The sequence below is a fragment of the Klebsiella sp. K5-204 genome, from assembly GCF_030128585.1.
Taxonomy (GTDB): Bacteria; Pseudomonadota; Gammaproteobacteria; order Enterobacterales; family Enterobacteriaceae; genus Klebsiella; species Klebsiella quasipneumoniae.
The window spans coordinates 102,111-118,545 of the sequence record NZ_JAKUZS010000002.1 but is presented as its reverse complement, the minus strand read 5'-3'; the positions used below and the strand labels follow the sequence as shown (position 1 = coordinate 118,545).

The window sequence follows — 16,435 nt, the reverse complement described above, 5'->3', positions numbered from 1 at the left end:
GCTTTACGACAATGTGACAGGGGCACAGATGCAATGCATCTCGCTAATACCCTGCCATATCGCCGGAAAGTAAAAACCCCGCCGGAGCAGGGTTTCAATGATTAGGCTGTGTGTCGAAGTGACCACTCCTAACAGATTACGATAGTTTTTGCGTACGCGTTAGTGTTTTCATACCGCCGTTGGGCTAGACTACTCAGCATTAACTTATTGTTTCATTTAGGGCGCGCGCACATGCAAGTTAAAAGCTTAGGTTTTTCAATAACAAATGAGAATGAACATATCAATTCTGCCGATGTCATGAACGCATTTATTGAGGCATCGTCTCGTGAATATGTTCGGGTTGATTATACTCGAAGAATACTCATGTCAGATATGAATGATTATTATTATGGGTTAGTCGTCACCTTCAAAAACCAAAAGAAAAATTGCAGATCTCAGTTCATCGACGGGAAATTTCGGATCAAAGTTGAAGACCTTCAGGGGGACGAAAAACTAGCGAATTTCAATCTATTTGTCCTTAACAAGGATAATCTCCGTGGTCTGTATATGTCCCACCATGGTTCCTGTAGTATTAACACCCTTTTCAGCCATCTCCAAACCATCAGCAATGAATTTATCAGGAAACAGAACGCTAATGAAATTGCAGGATTAGGTGACAAACCTAAGCAAAAAGAAATCACCGCTGTAAACAAAAAATACAAGAAGCGTTTTTCATTTAGCATCATGACTACTAAGGAGGACATCAAAACAATCCTTGGACAGTTCCGAGAAATTAAAAAGACATCCTTTAAATTTGATTACATCGATTTTAAAGGTGGTCCAATGACAGCATTAGAACCATTTGCTAACTCAACAACAATAGACATGAGTGTTAATCCAGAGGATAAAACAAAAGTTCAAGCACTTTCAGAAACACTGGATAAAATTTATCATGCAATGCAAGGTGGGATTTCTAAAGCCAGAGTTACAGCCGTTGACCATGCTGGGTTAGAAAAAATTATTGATTTTATGGACTGTCCCACCTTCTTTGAATCTTATGATTTTGATGAAATTGCAGAAAAAATCAATGGCTTGACAAATGACAATTATACATCTAACCCGGTCTTTGATATAATCAAGAATGAAATGTTGAACGGGACTAATAAAAATGCCTTTGTATGAATGGCTTATAAACAAAAGGTTAAGGTGCCAGTACATTACCCTGCTCGGCCTGTCAGCCCTAGTTTTGCTGGGGCTGTACCTTCTCTACAGGAACACCCCTGACGTAAGCGTCAAATTCTTTGATTTTTATCATAAAAATCTTCGTGGCTATCTTTTCTCTGGCTTCATATCAGTAGGCTCTTTTTTATTAAGCCTGCATACTTTCGTGATTATAAATTTACGAGATAAAGTTTTCGCTACTGCTGAATATAAAGAAATATACAGCAAAGCAACACAGACACCTTTAGAAAAAGTAGCGGATGAGGATCTTTATAAACCATTAGATAATCTTTCATCATTTATTAATACTTCGATTTTATTTTCTCTAACCACCGCTATCGCCCAGTTCACCATCGGACTTTCAACGAATCTTTATGCTTGTTTGTTTTGCGTATGGATTGCGATTCTTACCGTCTTCCTATTGTTGCACTGTCTAATCATTATTAGACAAAACATCAAAATCCTTCTCAAGCAAAATAAAAAATAAGGGGAGTAATCCTCCCCCATCATCACAGCATAGAGAGAACACCATCAATGAAACCAAGAGCCGTCTGAAGATCCTTTCTTATAGTGCCATCAGAACACTTTCTCTTCTTTGAAATAGTACGTAACGAGATACCTATAACAAAGTGAGCTATAACCAGCTCATATTCTTCCGGCTTATATTTCCTTAGGCGTGCCACACAACCATCAATTAAGATTCCCTCATCATCATCACATTGCAGGCGCGACTTTTTACCTCGTGGCAACAGACCTTTAAACCCGGCTGCAATAGGTTGCCAGTCAACGCCACTACTATCAGCTGCGGCCCATGCGCCCCACCGGTCTAAAACTTCATACATATCACGCATTAACTCATCTCCACTGAATTAAGCCAGCACGCCAATTGCCAGCGAACGATCCAGAAATCGAAACAGTAGCTCCAGCTGTGAGCCGTGCTTCTCCTCAAATGCCACGGTGTCAGCGTGCAACTCGTCGTGATGCGCTCTGCAAAGCGGCAGCACAAACAGGTCATGCGCTTTTGTTCCCATTCCACCTTGTCCGTGGCCTATCAGGTGATGGGGATCATCTGCTTGTTTGTTACAGCAGACACACGTCTGAGACTTAACCCAGCGCGTCCAGCTCTCGTTTACCCAGCGGCGGCGCTTTGGCCGCAGCATGAATGATTCCGGCGTTTCAGGATCTACGCGAAGACCGAGAATCTTTTTCTACACCACTTCGCTCGCCGCTGGCTCCGGCACAATATCGCTCTCCTTCATCACCGGTTGATGCTTTATCTCCGGCAATCTCAAGGCTTTCCGGGCCAGCGATTCAGGGATGACGTGCGCCAGATTGTTTATAACCAGCCACCAGCATAACTCCGGGATTGTCAGTTGATGGTCTTCGTTGAACCCCAGCTGTGAGCGGATGACCTTTATCAGCCAGGATACCAAGTTCTCACGCGCAATGCCTGCCAGCGTCTCTGTGTACTGATCACGCAGCAGGTTATCGCAGGCCCAGCAAAGGCGGATGCTGCCAGGCTCATGCCGGAACAGCGTAAAATTTTCGCTGTGCCACGAGCCGTGCGGATACTGGCATTCAAAACGACGCTCCAGCTCGGCCTCCAGCGCGCTGATACCACCAGCGCGCAGAATGACGTCTTTGTTTTCGAAGACTGGTTTCAAAACCGGGTCTTCTTCCAGTGGCTGTTTGGCAGGAGGGACAGCGCCGGTTGCATAGTCACTGTATTTTTCCGGTGCCGGCTCAATCAATACCCGCCCTCTCCTGAACATCGGCATCAGATCGGTGCCAGGGCGAAGCAGAACAATGCCCATGCGTGGGGCAATTTCAGGAGTCAGTAATGCTCTCATGTCATTTTCTCCACTGCAGGTAACTCACAGGATAGCCACGACATCTTTTGCGACTTCCCGCGTACTGCTTTTGCAGGAAATCGAACGGAGCGCTTTGATGAATTGCAGGTTAAAACCATGCTCACGGTACAGGCCGAGAACCTTCGGTGCAGATGAGTTAGAAATCACTACCCGAGCCCCACGGTGAAAGGCTGATACGCATTGCTTCGCCAGGTCTACCTGGTTCTCCCAGCTAAAACCACCAGCGGCGTAGGCGGTGAATCCGGCTGTTCCCGGCATCGGTTCGTAAGGTGGATCGCAGTAAACCACATCCCCTTTCCCGGCCAGGCTGATAGTTCGGCGATAGTCAGCAGTCATGAAGACGCAGTTATGCGTCATAGCCGCGAAGGCTTTCATCTCATCCATCGGGTAATACGGGGCCTTGTAGCCTCCCCAGCCCACATTGAACTTGTTCGCCTGGTTGTAGCGCATCAGGCCATTGAAACAATGCCGGTTGAGATACAGGAATGCAGCTGCGCGTTCTGTAGCATCCAGTGTCTGAGCGTTGAACTCGGAACGGATCAGCTCATAGCCATCTGGTGACCGCATGTGCTCAAACATCCAGCGGGCCTTTAATTCCACTTCATCCGGCACCACCGCTAACATCTGATACAGATTAATCAGGTCCGGGTTAATGTCCGCCAGCAGGTAATCTGCGTGCTTATCGCTGTTCAGGAATACCGCCCCACCACCAACGAATGGCTCTATCAGGCGTTTCCCTGCCGGGATATGCACGAACAGGTCAGCCAGCTGGGTATACTTTCCACCAGCCCATTTCAGAAATGGCTTGCTCATGAACGGAACCCCGCTGGCACTGAATAATCCACGTCGGAATAACTGGACTTGAACGCCGTGTCTTGTTTCACCCACTTTCCGCCAGTCCAGGCTGGGCGTCCGGCTGCTTCCCATTTTTTGGCCTTGTCGAAATACTCGACGCAGTTCTCGGGAGCAAACAGCGTTTTGGGCCGCAGGTAGTCGCTCATCTTCGGATCCTGAGCCCATTTCTCGTTCAGGTAGTCAACCACCAGCATCAGGTCTTCAGGGCTGTAATCTTCGGCCAGCCGTCCCCGGATATAACCCAGCGTCGTTTTGGTTCGTCCCCCCTTGCCATAGGTCGAATTAGTTACTCGATTAAAATGATCCAGAACGAGTGCAGCCGGAACGGTCTGGTCTGGTTGCAGCGCAACCGGACAAGAGTCTTTACCTGTAATCTCTGTAGTACTCTCTGTTGTATTCTCTGTAAGATCATCGTGCCAATTTGACCTGATGACAGCGGTTCGTTTTGACCTAGTGGAGCGTTTCACATTGACCTCTTCCATCGTGTCATTTTGAACTGATGGAACGGCGCATTTTGACTTCTTCGATTTGGTCACTTTGACCTCATCTAAAAGCTCGCTCTCGTAGTTGATCGTGTAGTAGTTCGTCATGTCACGCTGCGACTTGTTAAGCTGCTCAACTTTAAGCACGCCCAGGCTCTTCAGCCGGGTGAAGGTGCGCTTCAGAGTGGACTCAGACCAGAACGGGAATTGTTCCAGCCATTGCTCTGTTGTGTTGTAGATCCAGCGTACGCCGTCACGCTCCAGCCCTGAGTTAGTTTCCTGCAGCCAGTAGTTAACCTGCTGCAGCGCAATGGCTTCATTCAGGCCAATGCTGTACGCAAGGTCGGGATTAATGACTATCGGCCTTGATGGCATTAACAGGCTCATAAGACCCCTCTATTTCCCTGAATTTTCGTTTGAACTGTTCAAGTGGGCTGAAACACTCATGCTGATACCCTTCGCGCAGGTATATAACGCGCTGTGTTTGGGGCTCCCAGCGTATGACCCTGACCGGGACGCCGTAGTGATCTCTGAACCATCGGTTAAGTTCTCGCATACGCTTTCCGCCTGACTTCTAAAGTCATCTACCGCCCATTGAGCAAACTGGTAGCAGACAGGTTCTATCCCACCGGGTACTCTTACCCCATACACGAACTGCACCGGCCCCTCTCCTCCAGGGACCGGCCGCGCCACAAGTTGCGACCTGCGGTACTGTGTTGGTAGACTGTTCATGCGTTAGTAATCTCCACTGATAACGACACGCCACGACGCCAGGAGCTGCAACTCGCTGGCGTCACTTCTTTTTGCGTGAAAATAACGTGATAATTGCGGCAATCTCTTCTTCCCGAGCTGCCAGATGGCGGCGGTGATGCACCATGATTTCTTCGGCCTCATGCCTTTCAATAACGCCATCTTCAAGCGCCTGTTCGATAATCTGATCAACCTGTCCCCTGGCAGCAGAGGTACGCATTGCACGACTAAACAGGTCCACGCGATCGAGTTCTTCCAGGTGCGGCACATCCACCAGCAGGGCGCCACGACGGCGGGCGAAGTAGTCTGCCAGCAGCGACGTGTTGGAAATGTCTTCCATCGCTTCCAGCTCCGATACTTCAAAAAATCGACAGCCGTTTTTCTCGTAGAGGTTGTTGTTGAACTGCGTCACGGTCATACCCAAGGCGCCAGCCATTGCTTCGCGGCCACCCGGATATGATTTGCACATACCTTTCACGACTTCTTTCAAGTTCATACCTACCCTTTTTGCTTACAATTAGTAGTAACGGTTAAGCTGCTGTTTGATTAGCCTTTAAATACAACTCCGGGTTAACTTTCAGCTTCATTTCTGTTAGAGCTTGGATTTCAAATGCTCGCCCTTTTGGAATGACCTCCCCCCAACCGGATACAGAGGCATGAGATATACCCAGCGCTTTTGCCACATTACCGACGGAGCCAAAGTAAGTAATCACGTCAACTTTTTTCATTTTTTCCTCATATGTAAGGGAAGCAGACAAACAAATGGTAGGATATCTTACACTCAAAGGTCAAGGATTCCTACATTACAAAATGGTAGGATTGCCTACATGAAAATGAATGAACGCATCCGTGCAAGACGTAAAGAGCTGAAACTAACCCAAGCGGTCTTAGCCAAATTAGTGGGCGTTAACCGTGTGACTGTTACTGGGTGGGAGTCAGGAGATTATGAGCCAGGGGGTTCTAACCTTCAGGCGCTTGCTGCTGCGTTAAAAACGAATCCTCAATGGATAATTCATGGTATTGGAGATCCTGTATCGGAGGCACCAACCTATAAGCCTACCGAACGTTTTGGCGTGAAAAGGATTCCAGTCTTATCTTGGGTTCAGGCTGGTGAATGGACCGAAAGCGGCGCGCCAGTTACCGAAAATGATGTTTCAGAATGGATTTACACAACCGCAAATCTTTGTGATGAAGGATTCGCTCTGAAAGTACGTGGTGATTCAATGACTAACCCTAACGGTGCCCCAAGCATACCTGAGGGCTCAATCGTTGTTGTTGACCCAGACTACGGCAGTATTTACGAAGTAAACGGTAAGATTGTCGTTGCCCAAGTGATGGGCTCAGCAGAGGCAACGCTGAAAAAATTTGTAATTGATGGACCTATAAAATATTTGGTTCCTCTTAATCCGAACTATCGTGTGATGGAAGTAAATGGCAACTGTAAGATCGTTGGTGTTGTCAGGCAGGTTGTCACGGACCTCTGATTTTTGAAGAACAATGAAACCGGCATCAAAGCCGGTTTTTTTTACACCTGAATGTAAGTTTTCCTACAAACAGCATTGACACCAAAAGGTAAGTTATCCTACATTAATGTCGTAAGGAATAGGTGAATAGCACACAACACGGAAGCGCATTCCTCTTCTTCCGGTGGGGATCGGTTTGTAACTGAAGGAGTGCGCTTCCAGTTGTGTGGAGAACTAACGTGCCGCCATTGCAGTGGCGGCTAACCCATCAGCAAGAAATTCTAACCAGCTATTCACCCACTTTCATGGGTTGGGTTGCTGCACCCTAAATTCACGCGTTGCAGCGCGTCAGATGGAGAATAAGAGATGGCTAAGACAGCAAATCAACTAATTAAAGAGGCATACGAAATTGCCAGAGATATGCCACCAGCTCAGGGAACGATCGTCAAAGAACTGGCGGCTATCCTCGATGTTTCGAACGTAGCTCTTCGCCAGGTTCGTATCGAACGAGACGCTCTTCTCATCGAAGTCAAATCATGGGCGAAGGAGTGTGATCGTATTACTGAGCGACATACCAAGAAACGCACAAATCTGCATGTCCTCGAAGCAATGCGCGATTTGAAAGCAATTTGCCCCACCAGCTTCCGTAACGTGGAGGCTCTCTGATGGCTAAAGACTCAAAGCTTGTATACGGCGCCAACGGCAAAACCAACGTTCTGATGTTCGAACCGGAAAAGCTGCATCTTGTTACCGACAAAACCCATCTTCTCTACGATGAACGTATCAACCTGCCGATCGACGAAGGGATGCTACTGAACATCAAGGAGCTGGGTGTACTGGAGCCGATTATTGTCTGGAAAGACCCTGAAATTGGACTCACCTGCGTAGTTGCAGGCCGTCAGCGCGTTAAACATACGCTGGAGGCAAATAAGCTTCTTTTGAAAGAGGGCAAAGACCCACTGCTTGTTCCCGGAGTCGTTAAGCGTGGTTCGGCAAATCAGATGGCTAAATACATGGTCAGCGAAAACGAAATTCGCCGACCCGATACGCCGCTGGGCCGGGCTAAAAAAATGTCAGACGCGCTCGACCGCGGGCTCGATGAGGACGACATTGCGGTGTTGTTTGGCTGCAGCGTTCAGACCGTACGTGCAACGCTGTCACTGCTGGATGCCACCCAGGCTGTTCGCGATGCAGTGGAGTCCGGAACGGTCACCGTTACCCAGGCGCGTCAGCTTGGTGCGCTCCCACCTGAAGAACAGCGTGCAAAAGTGTCAGCAATCGAGCTGGCGACAGCTGGCACAACCGGCCATGAAAAAGCCCGGCGTCAGCGTAAGATTCTCGGCGAGCAAAAGCCGCGTCTGAAAACCCGCAAAGAAATTACTAAAGCCCTGGAATCTGCCGAAGGTGAGTATGCAAGCGCACTCCGTTGGGTACTTGGGGAGTCCGTATGACAATCATAAAAACCCATACCGGTACCGTGATCACCAAAGACGGTCCGAAGGTTAAAAAACTGCATCAGACAGAGCGGATGTGGGTCGTTGGCAAAAACGAGTTTTACCACAAAGCGACCGGATGCCGTCATTTTGCAGAAAATACGCGCCGCCGGCTGCTGCTCGACACCATCAAGCCTATCGAGTGACGACTGGCCCGGAGAAAAGAATTGTAGAAGTTAAGCCGGTTGCAGCCGGACTTGTGGAGATACACTATGAATCTTGATAACGAGATCATTTCAAACGCAGACCTCGAACGAATTACTGGATACAAGATCCCCTCAAAGCAATCACAGTGTTTACGTGATGCCGGGATTTTCTTTGTTGAAGGGCGAGACGGAAGACCACGCACAACCTGGGCGCATTTCAATAATCCTTTAGCTCAGAGATTACGACAGAATAACGTCGATAATTTGCTGCAGCCCAATTTTGGAGCGCTTGATTAATGCCACGTCCGAGAAAAAATAAAGACGATGCTTGGATGCCACCGAGGGTTTACCTCGGGAGGTCAGCATATGAATATCATCCCAAAGGAGGCGGCAATATCCGCCTCTGTGACAAAACCAGTACAAAGGCTCAGGTATGGAGTGCATGGGAAGCGCTAATGAACGATCGCCCGGACTACTCCATGCTGGAAGGGCTTATTGAACGCTTCTTTAAATCTGGTGAATTTTTCGAACTGGCTCTGGAAACCCAGAAAGACTATAGAAAGTATTCAAAAAAAATTATTGATGTATTTGGGAAAATGCCGCCGGACGCTATCAAACCTGAACATATTCGGCGTTATATGGACAAGCGGGGAATAAAAAGCAGGACACAAGCTAATAGAGAAAAAGCTTTTATGTCACGCGTGTATCGCTGGGCTTATGAACGCGGATTCGTTAAAGGGAACCCAACAAAGGGTGTTCGCCAATATAAAGAGGTTAGCCGAGATCGCTATATTACAAATGAGGAATACCAAGCGCTGTACTCTGTAGCTCCAGACATTGTGAAAATCGCCATGGAACTCGCTTACCTCTGCTGTGCCAGACAGAACGATGTACTGGAGATGAAAAAAAGCCAATTTATGGAAGAAGGTATCCTGATAAAGCAAAGTAAAACGTCTGTTGCTCAGATAAAAGCATGGAGCCCTCGCTTGAACGCTGCACTTGAGTTGGCAAAAAAATTGCCTCTTAACTCTGGCATGAGCAGTCTGTATGTCATCCATCAACCAGCAGGTGGAAAATACACACGGGACGGCTTTAACAGTCGCTGGAGAAAAGCAAAAATTGAGGCGCAGGAGCTGTACCCTCACCTTTCTTTTGACTTCACGTTCCACGATTTAAAAGCAAAAGGGATATCTGATCTCAAGGGCAATCTGTACGAGAAACAGGCAATATCAGGGCACAAGAACGTTGAGCAAACTGCCCGGTATGACAGAAAGATCGCGGTAGTTCCGGTTGTAGATGGACAGGTGGAAAGGAAAAATATTATGAAGTGATATTATGAAATGGGTGGTTTTGAAACAAAAAAACCACCCGTAGGTGGTTTCACGACACTGCTTATTGCTTTGATTATTCTGCTTTTATCCCAATGGTACCCGGAGTGGGACTTGAACCCACACAGCGCGAACGCCGAGGGATTTTAAATCCCTTGTGTCTACCGATTCCACCATCCGGGCTCGGGATATAAAGTGGAGGCGCGTTCCGGAGTCGAACCGGACTAGACGGATTTGCAATCCGCTACATAACCGCTTTGCTAACGCGCCTTTAATTCTGAAGCACCCGCTACTGCCGATGCTGTTAATCTGGAGCGGGAAACGAGACTCGAACTCGCGACCCCGACCTTGGCAAGGTCGTGCTCTACCAACTGAGCTATTCCCGCATCATCAAGTTATTTGCTAATCACTTGATTTTGTTATCGTCTGGAAGACTGTGCCGCCGTTCGATGCGTTGCATTCTACTTATCTCTCGCGGTGAGTCAACGGTATTTTTCGCAACTTTGCATCGTTTGCTGAAAATAACGGCGAAACGATCACTGATCAAGCAAATCGCCGCGCGCCGCGTTCAAATATTGCAGCATCGACCACAGCGTCAGCACCGCCGCCACGAGGAAAAGCGCGATCCCGGCCCATTCCACCCACGGATAAGGACGCCACAGCATCCACACCAGGGCAGTCATCTGTGCGGTGGTTTTCACTTTGCCAATCCACGAGACCGCCACGCTGCTGCGTTTTCCCAGCTCCGCCATCCACTCGCGCAGCGCGGAGATAATAATTTCACGGGCAATCATCGTCGCCGCCGGCAGCGTGACCCACCAGGTGTGATAGTGCTCAGCGACCAGCACCATGGCGATAGCCACCATGACTTTATCGGCCACCGGATCGAGGAAGGCGCCGAACCGGGTACTCTGGTTCCAGCGACGGGCGAGGAATCCATCAAACCAGTCGGTCACGGCGGCAACAAAGAAAATCAGCGCGCAGGCAAACGGCGCCCAGCTAAAAGGCAGATAAAACGCCAGCACAAAGAACGGGATCAGGATGACGCGGAACAGAGTAAGCAACGTAGGGATATTAAATTGCATAGTGACGGGTAACTATCTGTTGTAAGTAAAAATTAGCCCTATGTTGCTACAGAGCCCCTAATGTTTCAACGAGTAGAAGATCTTTTCTGCCAGAGCGTGAGAGATGCCCGGTACTTTGGCAATTTCTTCGACGCTGGCCTGCTGCAGCCCCTGCAGCCCCCCCATGTACTTCAGCAGCATCTGGCGACGCTTCGGCCCCACCCCCTCGATAGTCTCAAGCGAGCTGGTGCTCTTCACTTTCGCCCGTTTTTTGCGATGTCCGGAGATCGCATGATCGTGCGATTCATCGCGGATATGCTGGATCACGTGCAGGGCCGGCGAATCCGGCGGCAGGCTAAACCCCTCGCCCTCTGGTTCAAAGAATAACGTTTCCAGGCCAGCTTTACGATCGCTACCTTTCGCCACGCCCAGCAGCAGCGGATGATGTTTATCCCAGGGGACGTCCAGCTCGGCAAACACCGCTTTCGCCTGCGCCAGCTGCCCCTTGCCGCCGTCTATCAGGATCACATCCGGAATCTTGTTGTCATCAATCGCTTTACCATAGCGACGGCGCAGGACCTGATTCATCGCCGCATAGTCATCGCCCGGGGTGATGCCGGCGATATTGTAGCGCCGGTACTCCGCGCGCAGGGGGCCATTGCTGTCAAATACCACGCAGGAGGCGACGGTCTGTTCGCCCATGGTGTGGCTGATATCAAAGCACTCCATCCGCTTCACGGCCGGCAGCTCCAGCACGGTGGCCAGCGCCTGCAGACGCTGATGAATGGTCGATTGCTGAGACAATTTCGTGGTTAACGCCGTGGCGGCATTGGTGCGCGCCAGCTTAAGGTAACGCGCCCGGTCGCCGCGCGGTTTAGTCTGCACATGAATTCGGCGCCCCGCCAGCTCCGACAACGACTCGGCCAGCAGCGTCTTATCCCCGAGGTTGAAGTCGAGCAAAATCTCTCCCGGCAGCGTGCGCATCTGGCTGCCCTGCAGGTAGAACTGGCCGACAAAGGTCTCCACGACCTCGCCCAGCTCGGTGCCGCCCGGCACTTTCGGGAAGTAGCTGCGGCTGCCCAGCACTTTACCCTGGCGGATAAACAGCACATGGACGCAGGCCATTCCGGCATCGAAGGCAACCCCGATCACGTCAAGATCATCGCCGGTGTTAGAGACAAACTGTTTCTCCGTCACGCGGCGGACGGCCTGAATCTGGTCGCGAATGCGCGCCGCCTCTTCAAACTCGAGGTTCTGACTCGCCTTCTCCATCCTCGCGATGAGCTGAGTCAGCACCTGATCATCTTTGCCGGCGAGAAACAGCCGCACATACTCCACCTGCTGAGCATACTCGTCTTCACTGACCAGCCCCGCCACGCACGGCCCCAGGCAGCGGCCAATCTGATACTGTAGACAGGGACGGGAGCGATTGCGGTAGACGCTGTTTTCACACTGACGGATGGGAAAGATTTTCTGCAGCAGCGCCAGGGTCTCGCGCACGGCATAGCCGTTGGGAAAAGGACCAAAATACTCGCCCTTCGCATGTTTGGCGCCACGATGCATCGCCAGACGCGGATGGGTATCGCCGCTGAGGAAGATAAAAGGATACGACTTATCGTCGCGCAACAGCACGTTGTACCGCGGCTGGTACAGCTTGATATAGTTGTGTTCAAGCAGCAGCGCTTCCGTCTCGGTATGGGTGACGGTCACGTCGATTTGCGCGATCAGCGCCACCAGCGCTTCCGTTTTACGCGACGCGAGGTTGCTGCGGAAGTAGCTGCTGAGCCGCTTTTTCAAATCTTTGGCTTTGCCAACATAGATGACGGTTCCGCCAGCATCATACATCCGATACACACCGGGCTGGCTGGTTACCGTTTTCAGGAAAGCTTTTGCGTCAAAAACATCACTCACTGGCTTGCTAACGACTCCGCATTACACAGGCCATGGCGAATTGCCAGGTGGGTCAGCTCGACATCGCCATGAATGTTCAATTTGCTGAACATCCGATAGCGATAGCTGTTAACCGTTTTAGGACTCAGATTCAGCTGCTCTGAGATCTCATTCACCTTCTGACCTTTGGTGATCATCAGCATAATCTGCAATTCGCGTTCAGACAAACTGGCAAACGGCGATTCTGTTTTTTCCGGTTCAATCTGACTTAACGCCATTTGCTGAGCAATATCGGAGGCAATGTAACGTTGCCCGGACGCGACGCAGCGAATCGCATTCACCACTTCCTGTGGCGCAGCGCCCTTACTGAGATACCCTGCCGCCCCTGCCTGCATGACCTTGGCAGGTAAAGGATTCTCGGTATGCACGGTCAACATGATCACTTTCGTGCCCGCTACCGAGCGCGCGATTTTGCGCGTCGCTTCCAGACCACCGATCCCGGGCATGTTCATGTCCATCAGGACGACATCAGCGGAATTAGCCCGGCACCACTTGACGGCGTCTTCGCCGCAGCAGGCTTCGCCAGCGACTTTAATCCCTTTTATATCTTCCAGAATGCGTCGTATCCCTGCGCGCACCAGTTCGTGGTCATCAACAAGAAGAACGTTGATCAAAGGAATAATCTCCAGAATGAGGGATAACGCTACTGATACTTTATCTCCCACATATTACCGGGTTTTATTGCTAATTTAAAAGGCAAAAAAATGCCGTCCCCTCGATTTGGCTCTCATTTATGGCAATGTCTGTGCACACTGAGTGGAAAGTCATTGCGAACAATCAGTTGCCCGGGGCTTATTTTTTAACAATCCTCATACAGAAGGCACAAAAAACACAACAGATTACGTAGCGCATAAATACGAGGCAAAATATGTAACAATTATTAACGTGCTAAATAATTAGGGGAAATTATTGCGCTGCTGACAGCTATTACGTCTTATCTGATGCATAAAATCATTCACAACTCAGATGAGAGAACAGAAATTAAGCACTCCTTTTTTTTCTGTCGCTTGTGGTATACTGCGCGGCCTTCACATTCAGACAGGCGCAATAGCGCAGCGAGCAAACGAGGATATCGATGAGCACACCAGATTTTTCCACTGCAGAAAATAATCAAGAACTGGCGCAGGAAGTCTCCTGCCTGAAAGCGCTGATGACGCTAATGCTGCAGGCGATGGGTCAGGCAGACGCGGGTCGCGTGATTATTAAAATGGAAAAGCAGATCGCGCAGATGGAAGATGAGGCTCAGGCCGCCGTATTCTCCAGCACCGTTAAGCAAATTAAACAAGCATACCGGCAGTAATCTTGTACCGGCTGAAAGTATGACTGACAGCCGGTATCACGTCTGGCACGCAGAACGGCAGGCGCATTCAGATTAGCCCTGTCGCCACGGCGTAACAGGCAATTTGCGTTTTATTCGGCGCGTTAAATTTCCGCTGCATATTCTTCTGATGGAAATTAACCGTATTTTCCGAAATCGAGAGAATCATCGCCACCTCCGCCGAGGTCTTTCCTTCCGCGGTCCATTTGAGGATCTCCAGTTCGCGCCGGCTGAACTTCATCTCCGGCGGCATCACCATCTCATCTTCCAGACGCAAGAGCGTCAACAGGCTCAACTCCGTCAGCGTTCGCAGACGCAGCTCCAGTTCATCATCAGGATAAGCGTTCGGCAAACGGTTGTTCGCGGAGACGGAGAGAAAACCCTGAGCATGATTCGGCAACGTCAGACACTGTGTCACCCCTTTTTGCAAACCATGGTCGCGCGCCCCGTCCCATAATGCCTGCGCATCGCGAAACAGCCCATCTTCCCATGGCAGATGGCCACGCATAAAATTCTCCGGGCGTAACACGGGATCTATCGTGAAATAATTCTCTGCCTGGTAATGAGACATCCATGCGCGGGGATAGGTCGACTGAAACGTGACGCGGGGGCGAGTGAAAGGCACCGGGTGACGCACACAAAGCGTGTAGTAATCATATTCCAGCGTTTCTGTTTCTCGTTGCAGGAGATTATAAACCTCCTCACCGGCGGCCATGGACTGAAATTGATGCAGCATATCCCGCCGCCAGCTGAAAAAATCATTGTCCCTCATAGCTGTGCAAATAACTCCTGATTGATAATCATTATTATAAATACAGAAAACTAACACATAAATCTTATTTATATGTATAAAATATCGTAGCTGTCGCATTTATTAGCCTGAAGGCTTGCCTTTTTTCCGCTCGCTGCGCTGAAACTAAGGCCCTCCCTTCATTTTCTACACCCTACACGGGGGGATGGGAAGCGGTGTATACGGCCAGGGGAGTCAATAGCACGAAAATGTGATGATGGGGCGTTCCCCCGGCGTGGAAGCGGGCTGAACGCGGCGGCCCTCGCGATGGAGCGCCGCCGCGCCAGCGCCTGCTCTACTGCATCAGGAATTTTTCGAGGAACTGGCGGGTACGCGGCTGCTGAGGCGAGGCGAACAGCGCTTTGGCCTCGCCTTGTTCAACGATGCGTCCCTGATCCATAAAAATCGCCCGATCGGCAACGTCGCGAGCGAAGCTCATTTCATGGGTCACGATAACCATGGTGCGTTTCTCCTGCGCCAGCTGGCGGATGGTATTGAGCACCTCCCCTACCAGCTCAGGATCAAGGGCCGAGGTCGGTTCATCAAACAGGATCACGTCCGGACGCATGGCCAGCGCGCGAGCAATGGCGACCCGCTGCTGCTGACCGCCGGAGAGGCGGCGCGGATAGCTGTTCTCTTTGCCGCTGAGGCCTACCTTCGCCAGCAGATCGCGCGCCCGCGCCATCGACTCCTGCTTGTCTTCGCCTTTTACGATGACCGGCCCTTCAATAATGTTCTCCAGCACCGTCCGGTGGGGAAACAGGTTAAAGTTCTGGAAGACAAAACCCACGTGCTGGCGCAGCCGCCGAATAAGCCCTTTTTGCGGCCCGAGGCTGCGACCGGCGTCGATCGTCACATCGCCGACGCGGATAGTGCCGCTCTCCGGTTGCTCCAGCAGATTAATGCTGCGCAGCAGGGTAGTCTTCCCCGAGCCGCTGGGACCGATGATCGCCACCACTTCGCCTTCCTGCACCTCCAGGTCGATACCGTGGAGCACCGTCTGGCCATGGAATTTTTTCACCAGGCTTTTTACTTCAATCGCACTCATTTCGGATCACGCTCCTGGCGGTTCAGCTGGTTTTCAAAATAGTTCTGCAGCGAGGAGAGCACCGTCGCCATCACCCAGTAGACCAGAGAGGCTGCCAGATACATGGTGAAGACCTCCAGCGTACGCGAGGTGATAAGCTGCGCCTGACGGAACAGCTCCGGCACCTGGATCGTCGCCGCCAGCGAGGTATCTTTTACCAGGCTGATAAAACTGTTAGAGAGCGGCGGCAAAGCGACCCGCGCCGCCTGGGGTAAAATAGCCCGACGCATTGTCTGCCACGGGGTCATACCGATACTGGCCGCCGCTTCCCATTGCCCTTTGTCAATCGAGGCGATGGCCGCGCGCAGGGTTTCCGCCGCGTAGGCCGCCGTGTTCAGCGACAGGCCGATCATCGCCGCCGGGATCGGGTCAAGTTCAATGCCAAATTGCGGCAAACCGTAGTAGATCATGAACAGCTGGGCGATAAGCGGTGTCCCGCGAAAAATGGAGATATACATGCGCGCCAGCCATTTTACCGGCCAGAGGGGCGACATGCGCATCAGCGCCAGGATAAAGCCCAGCATCAGGCCGAAAAACATCCCGCCAATGCTCAGCTGCAGCGTAAAGACGGCGCCTTTCAGCAGAAAAGGCGCGGAATCGATGACCAGTTGGATACTTTCTTGCATGCTGTGGTTTCT

General features: G+C 50.7%; 21 protein-coding genes, 3 tRNA genes and 1 pseudogene. 9 read left to right on the top strand and 16 right to left on the bottom strand.

Annotated features, from left to right (window positions below):
* Positions 1-231 precede the first annotated feature (231 nt).
* Together MKR05_RS06050 and MKR05_RS06045 are read left to right on the top strand one after the other, a co-directional pair.
* Entirely contained in the window at positions 232-1,161 is a 930-nt protein-coding gene (locus MKR05_RS06050) for a hypothetical protein (protein WP_040196265.1), read from the top strand.
* Positions 1,148-1,687, top strand: coding sequence for a hypothetical protein (locus tag MKR05_RS06045; protein WP_040196267.1), 540 nt, complete (start codon positions 1,148-1,150; stop codon positions 1,685-1,687). The genes MKR05_RS06050 and MKR05_RS06045 overlap by 14 nt, the downstream gene beginning before the upstream one ends.
* A 22-nt stretch (positions 1,688-1,709) precedes the next feature.
* On the opposite strand, the gene MKR05_RS06040 is transcribed toward MKR05_RS06045, so the two are convergent.
* From MKR05_RS06040 to MKR05_RS06010, 7 genes and pseudogenes are all read right to left on the bottom strand, one after another.
* Complete coding sequence (locus tag MKR05_RS06040; protein WP_040196270.1) at positions 1,710-2,051, bottom strand: antiterminator Q family protein; 342 nt, start codon at positions 2,049-2,051, stop codon at positions 1,710-1,712.
* Between the two features lie 18 nt (positions 2,052-2,069).
* A pseudogene (locus tag MKR05_RS06035) lies at positions 2,070-3,050 on the bottom strand (DUF968 domain-containing protein).
* A 24-nt stretch (positions 3,051-3,074) separates the two neighbouring features.
* A complete protein-coding gene (locus tag MKR05_RS06030) occupies positions 3,075-3,884 on the bottom strand; it encodes a Dam family site-specific DNA-(adenine-N6)-methyltransferase (RefSeq protein ID WP_284118182.1) in 810 nt (269 codons plus the stop codon).
* Entirely contained in the window at positions 3,881-4,795 is a 915-nt protein-coding gene (locus MKR05_RS06025) for a conserved phage C-terminal domain-containing protein (protein ID WP_284118183.1), read from the bottom strand. Before MKR05_RS06025 ends, MKR05_RS06030 begins: the two co-directional genes overlap by 4 nt.
* Entirely contained in the window at positions 4,758-4,964 is a 207-nt protein-coding gene (locus MKR05_RS06020; RefSeq protein ID WP_072040503.1) for a DUF4222 domain-containing protein, read from the bottom strand. The genes MKR05_RS06025 and MKR05_RS06020 overlap by 38 nt, the downstream gene beginning before the upstream one ends.
* A 237-nt stretch (positions 4,965-5,201) precedes the next feature.
* Positions 5,202-5,654: a YmfL family putative regulatory protein gene (locus MKR05_RS06015; protein WP_040188690.1), complete on the bottom strand. Its 453-nt coding sequence runs from the start codon at positions 5,652-5,654 to the stop codon at positions 5,202-5,204.
* A gap of 34 nt (positions 5,655-5,688) precedes the next feature.
* Positions 5,689-5,886, bottom strand: coding sequence for a Cro/CI family transcriptional regulator (locus MKR05_RS06010; protein ID WP_040188689.1), 198 nt, complete (start codon positions 5,884-5,886; stop codon positions 5,689-5,691).
* 99 nt (positions 5,887-5,985) lie between these two features.
* Here MKR05_RS06010 and MKR05_RS06005 point away from each other — a divergent pair, with 99 nt between their 5' ends.
* From MKR05_RS06005 to MKR05_RS05980, 6 genes are all read left to right on the top strand, one after another.
* A complete protein-coding gene (locus tag MKR05_RS06005) occupies positions 5,986-6,642 on the top strand; it encodes a LexA family transcriptional regulator (protein WP_040188688.1) in 657 nt (218 codons plus the stop codon).
* Between the two features lie 345 nt (positions 6,643-6,987).
* Entirely contained in the window at positions 6,988-7,287 is a 300-nt protein-coding gene (locus MKR05_RS06000; protein WP_017880281.1) for a hypothetical protein, read from the top strand.
* Positions 7,287-8,072 (top strand): ParB/RepB/Spo0J family partition protein, encoded by a 786-nt coding sequence (locus tag MKR05_RS05995; RefSeq protein ID WP_284118185.1) that lies wholly within the window; start codon positions 7,287-7,289, stop codon positions 8,070-8,072. The genes MKR05_RS06000 and MKR05_RS05995 overlap by 1 nt, the downstream gene beginning before the upstream one ends.
* The gene (locus tag MKR05_RS05990; protein ID WP_040188683.1) at positions 8,069-8,260 is read left to right on the top strand and encodes a hypothetical protein; all 192 of its coding nucleotides are present in this window, start codon (positions 8,069-8,071) and stop codon (positions 8,258-8,260) included. Before MKR05_RS05995 ends, MKR05_RS05990 begins: the two co-directional genes overlap by 4 nt.
* A 66-nt stretch (positions 8,261-8,326) precedes the next feature.
* Positions 8,327-8,557, top strand: a complete 231-nt coding sequence (locus MKR05_RS05985) for a DUF4224 domain-containing protein (protein WP_071925326.1) — start codon at positions 8,327-8,329, stop codon at positions 8,555-8,557.
* Complete coding sequence (locus MKR05_RS05980) at positions 8,557-9,591, top strand: tyrosine-type recombinase/integrase (protein ID WP_048324946.1); 1,035 nt, start codon at positions 8,557-8,559, stop codon at positions 9,589-9,591. The genes MKR05_RS05985 and MKR05_RS05980 overlap by 1 nt, the downstream gene beginning before the upstream one ends.
* Before the next feature lie 93 nt (positions 9,592-9,684).
* On the opposite strand, the gene MKR05_RS05975 is transcribed toward MKR05_RS05980, so the two are convergent.
* From MKR05_RS05975 to uvrY, 6 genes are all read right to left on the bottom strand, one after another.
* A tRNA-Leu gene (locus MKR05_RS05975) sits at positions 9,685-9,771 on the bottom strand.
* A 13-nt stretch (positions 9,772-9,784) separates the two neighbouring features.
* Positions 9,785-9,858: transfer RNA gene (locus tag MKR05_RS05970), tRNA-Cys, on the bottom strand.
* Between the two features lie 40 nt (positions 9,859-9,898).
* Positions 9,899-9,974, bottom strand: a tRNA-Gly gene (locus tag MKR05_RS05965).
* Positions 9,975-10,124: 150 nt separating this feature from the next.
* On the bottom strand, positions 10,125-10,673 hold the full coding sequence (pgsA, locus tag MKR05_RS05960; RefSeq protein WP_004141115.1) for a CDP-diacylglycerol--glycerol-3-phosphate 3-phosphatidyltransferase: 549 nt from the start codon (positions 10,671-10,673) through the stop codon (positions 10,125-10,127).
* 57 nt (positions 10,674-10,730) lie between these two features.
* A complete protein-coding gene (gene uvrC, locus MKR05_RS05955; protein ID WP_023290278.1) occupies positions 10,731-12,563 on the bottom strand; it encodes an excinuclease ABC subunit UvrC in 1,833 nt (610 codons plus the stop codon).
* Positions 12,560-13,216 carry a UvrY/SirA/GacA family response regulator transcription factor gene (uvrY, locus tag MKR05_RS05950; RefSeq protein WP_002911539.1) on the bottom strand — a complete coding sequence of 219 codons (657 nt, stop codon included), beginning with the start codon at positions 13,214-13,216 and terminating at the stop codon, positions 12,560-12,562. The genes uvrC and uvrY overlap by 4 nt, the downstream gene beginning before the upstream one ends.
* A 461-nt stretch (positions 13,217-13,677) precedes the next feature.
* Here uvrY and MKR05_RS05945 point away from each other — a divergent pair, with 461 nt between their 5' ends.
* Positions 13,678-13,902: a DUF2594 family protein gene (locus tag MKR05_RS05945; protein ID WP_023290279.1), complete on the top strand. Its 225-nt coding sequence runs from the start codon at positions 13,678-13,680 to the stop codon at positions 13,900-13,902.
* 67 nt (positions 13,903-13,969) lie between these two features.
* Here MKR05_RS05945 and sdiA read toward each other — a convergent pair whose 3' ends face one another.
* From sdiA to tcyL, 3 genes are all read right to left on the bottom strand, one after another.
* Positions 13,970-14,692 carry a transcriptional regulator SdiA gene (gene sdiA, locus MKR05_RS05940; protein WP_044524003.1) on the bottom strand — a complete coding sequence of 241 codons (723 nt, stop codon included), beginning with the start codon at positions 14,690-14,692 and terminating at the stop codon, positions 13,970-13,972.
* Positions 14,693-15,005: 313 nt separating this feature from the next.
* On the bottom strand, positions 15,006-15,758 hold the full coding sequence (gene tcyN / locus MKR05_RS05935; RefSeq protein WP_004203465.1) for an L-cystine ABC transporter ATP-binding protein TcyN: 753 nt from the start codon (positions 15,756-15,758) through the stop codon (positions 15,006-15,008).
* On the bottom strand, positions 15,755-16,423 hold the full coding sequence (gene tcyL / locus MKR05_RS05930; protein WP_131096037.1) for a cystine ABC transporter permease: 669 nt from the start codon (positions 16,421-16,423) through the stop codon (positions 15,755-15,757). Before tcyL ends, tcyN begins: the two co-directional genes overlap by 4 nt.
* Positions 16,424-16,435: the final 12 nt, after the last annotated feature.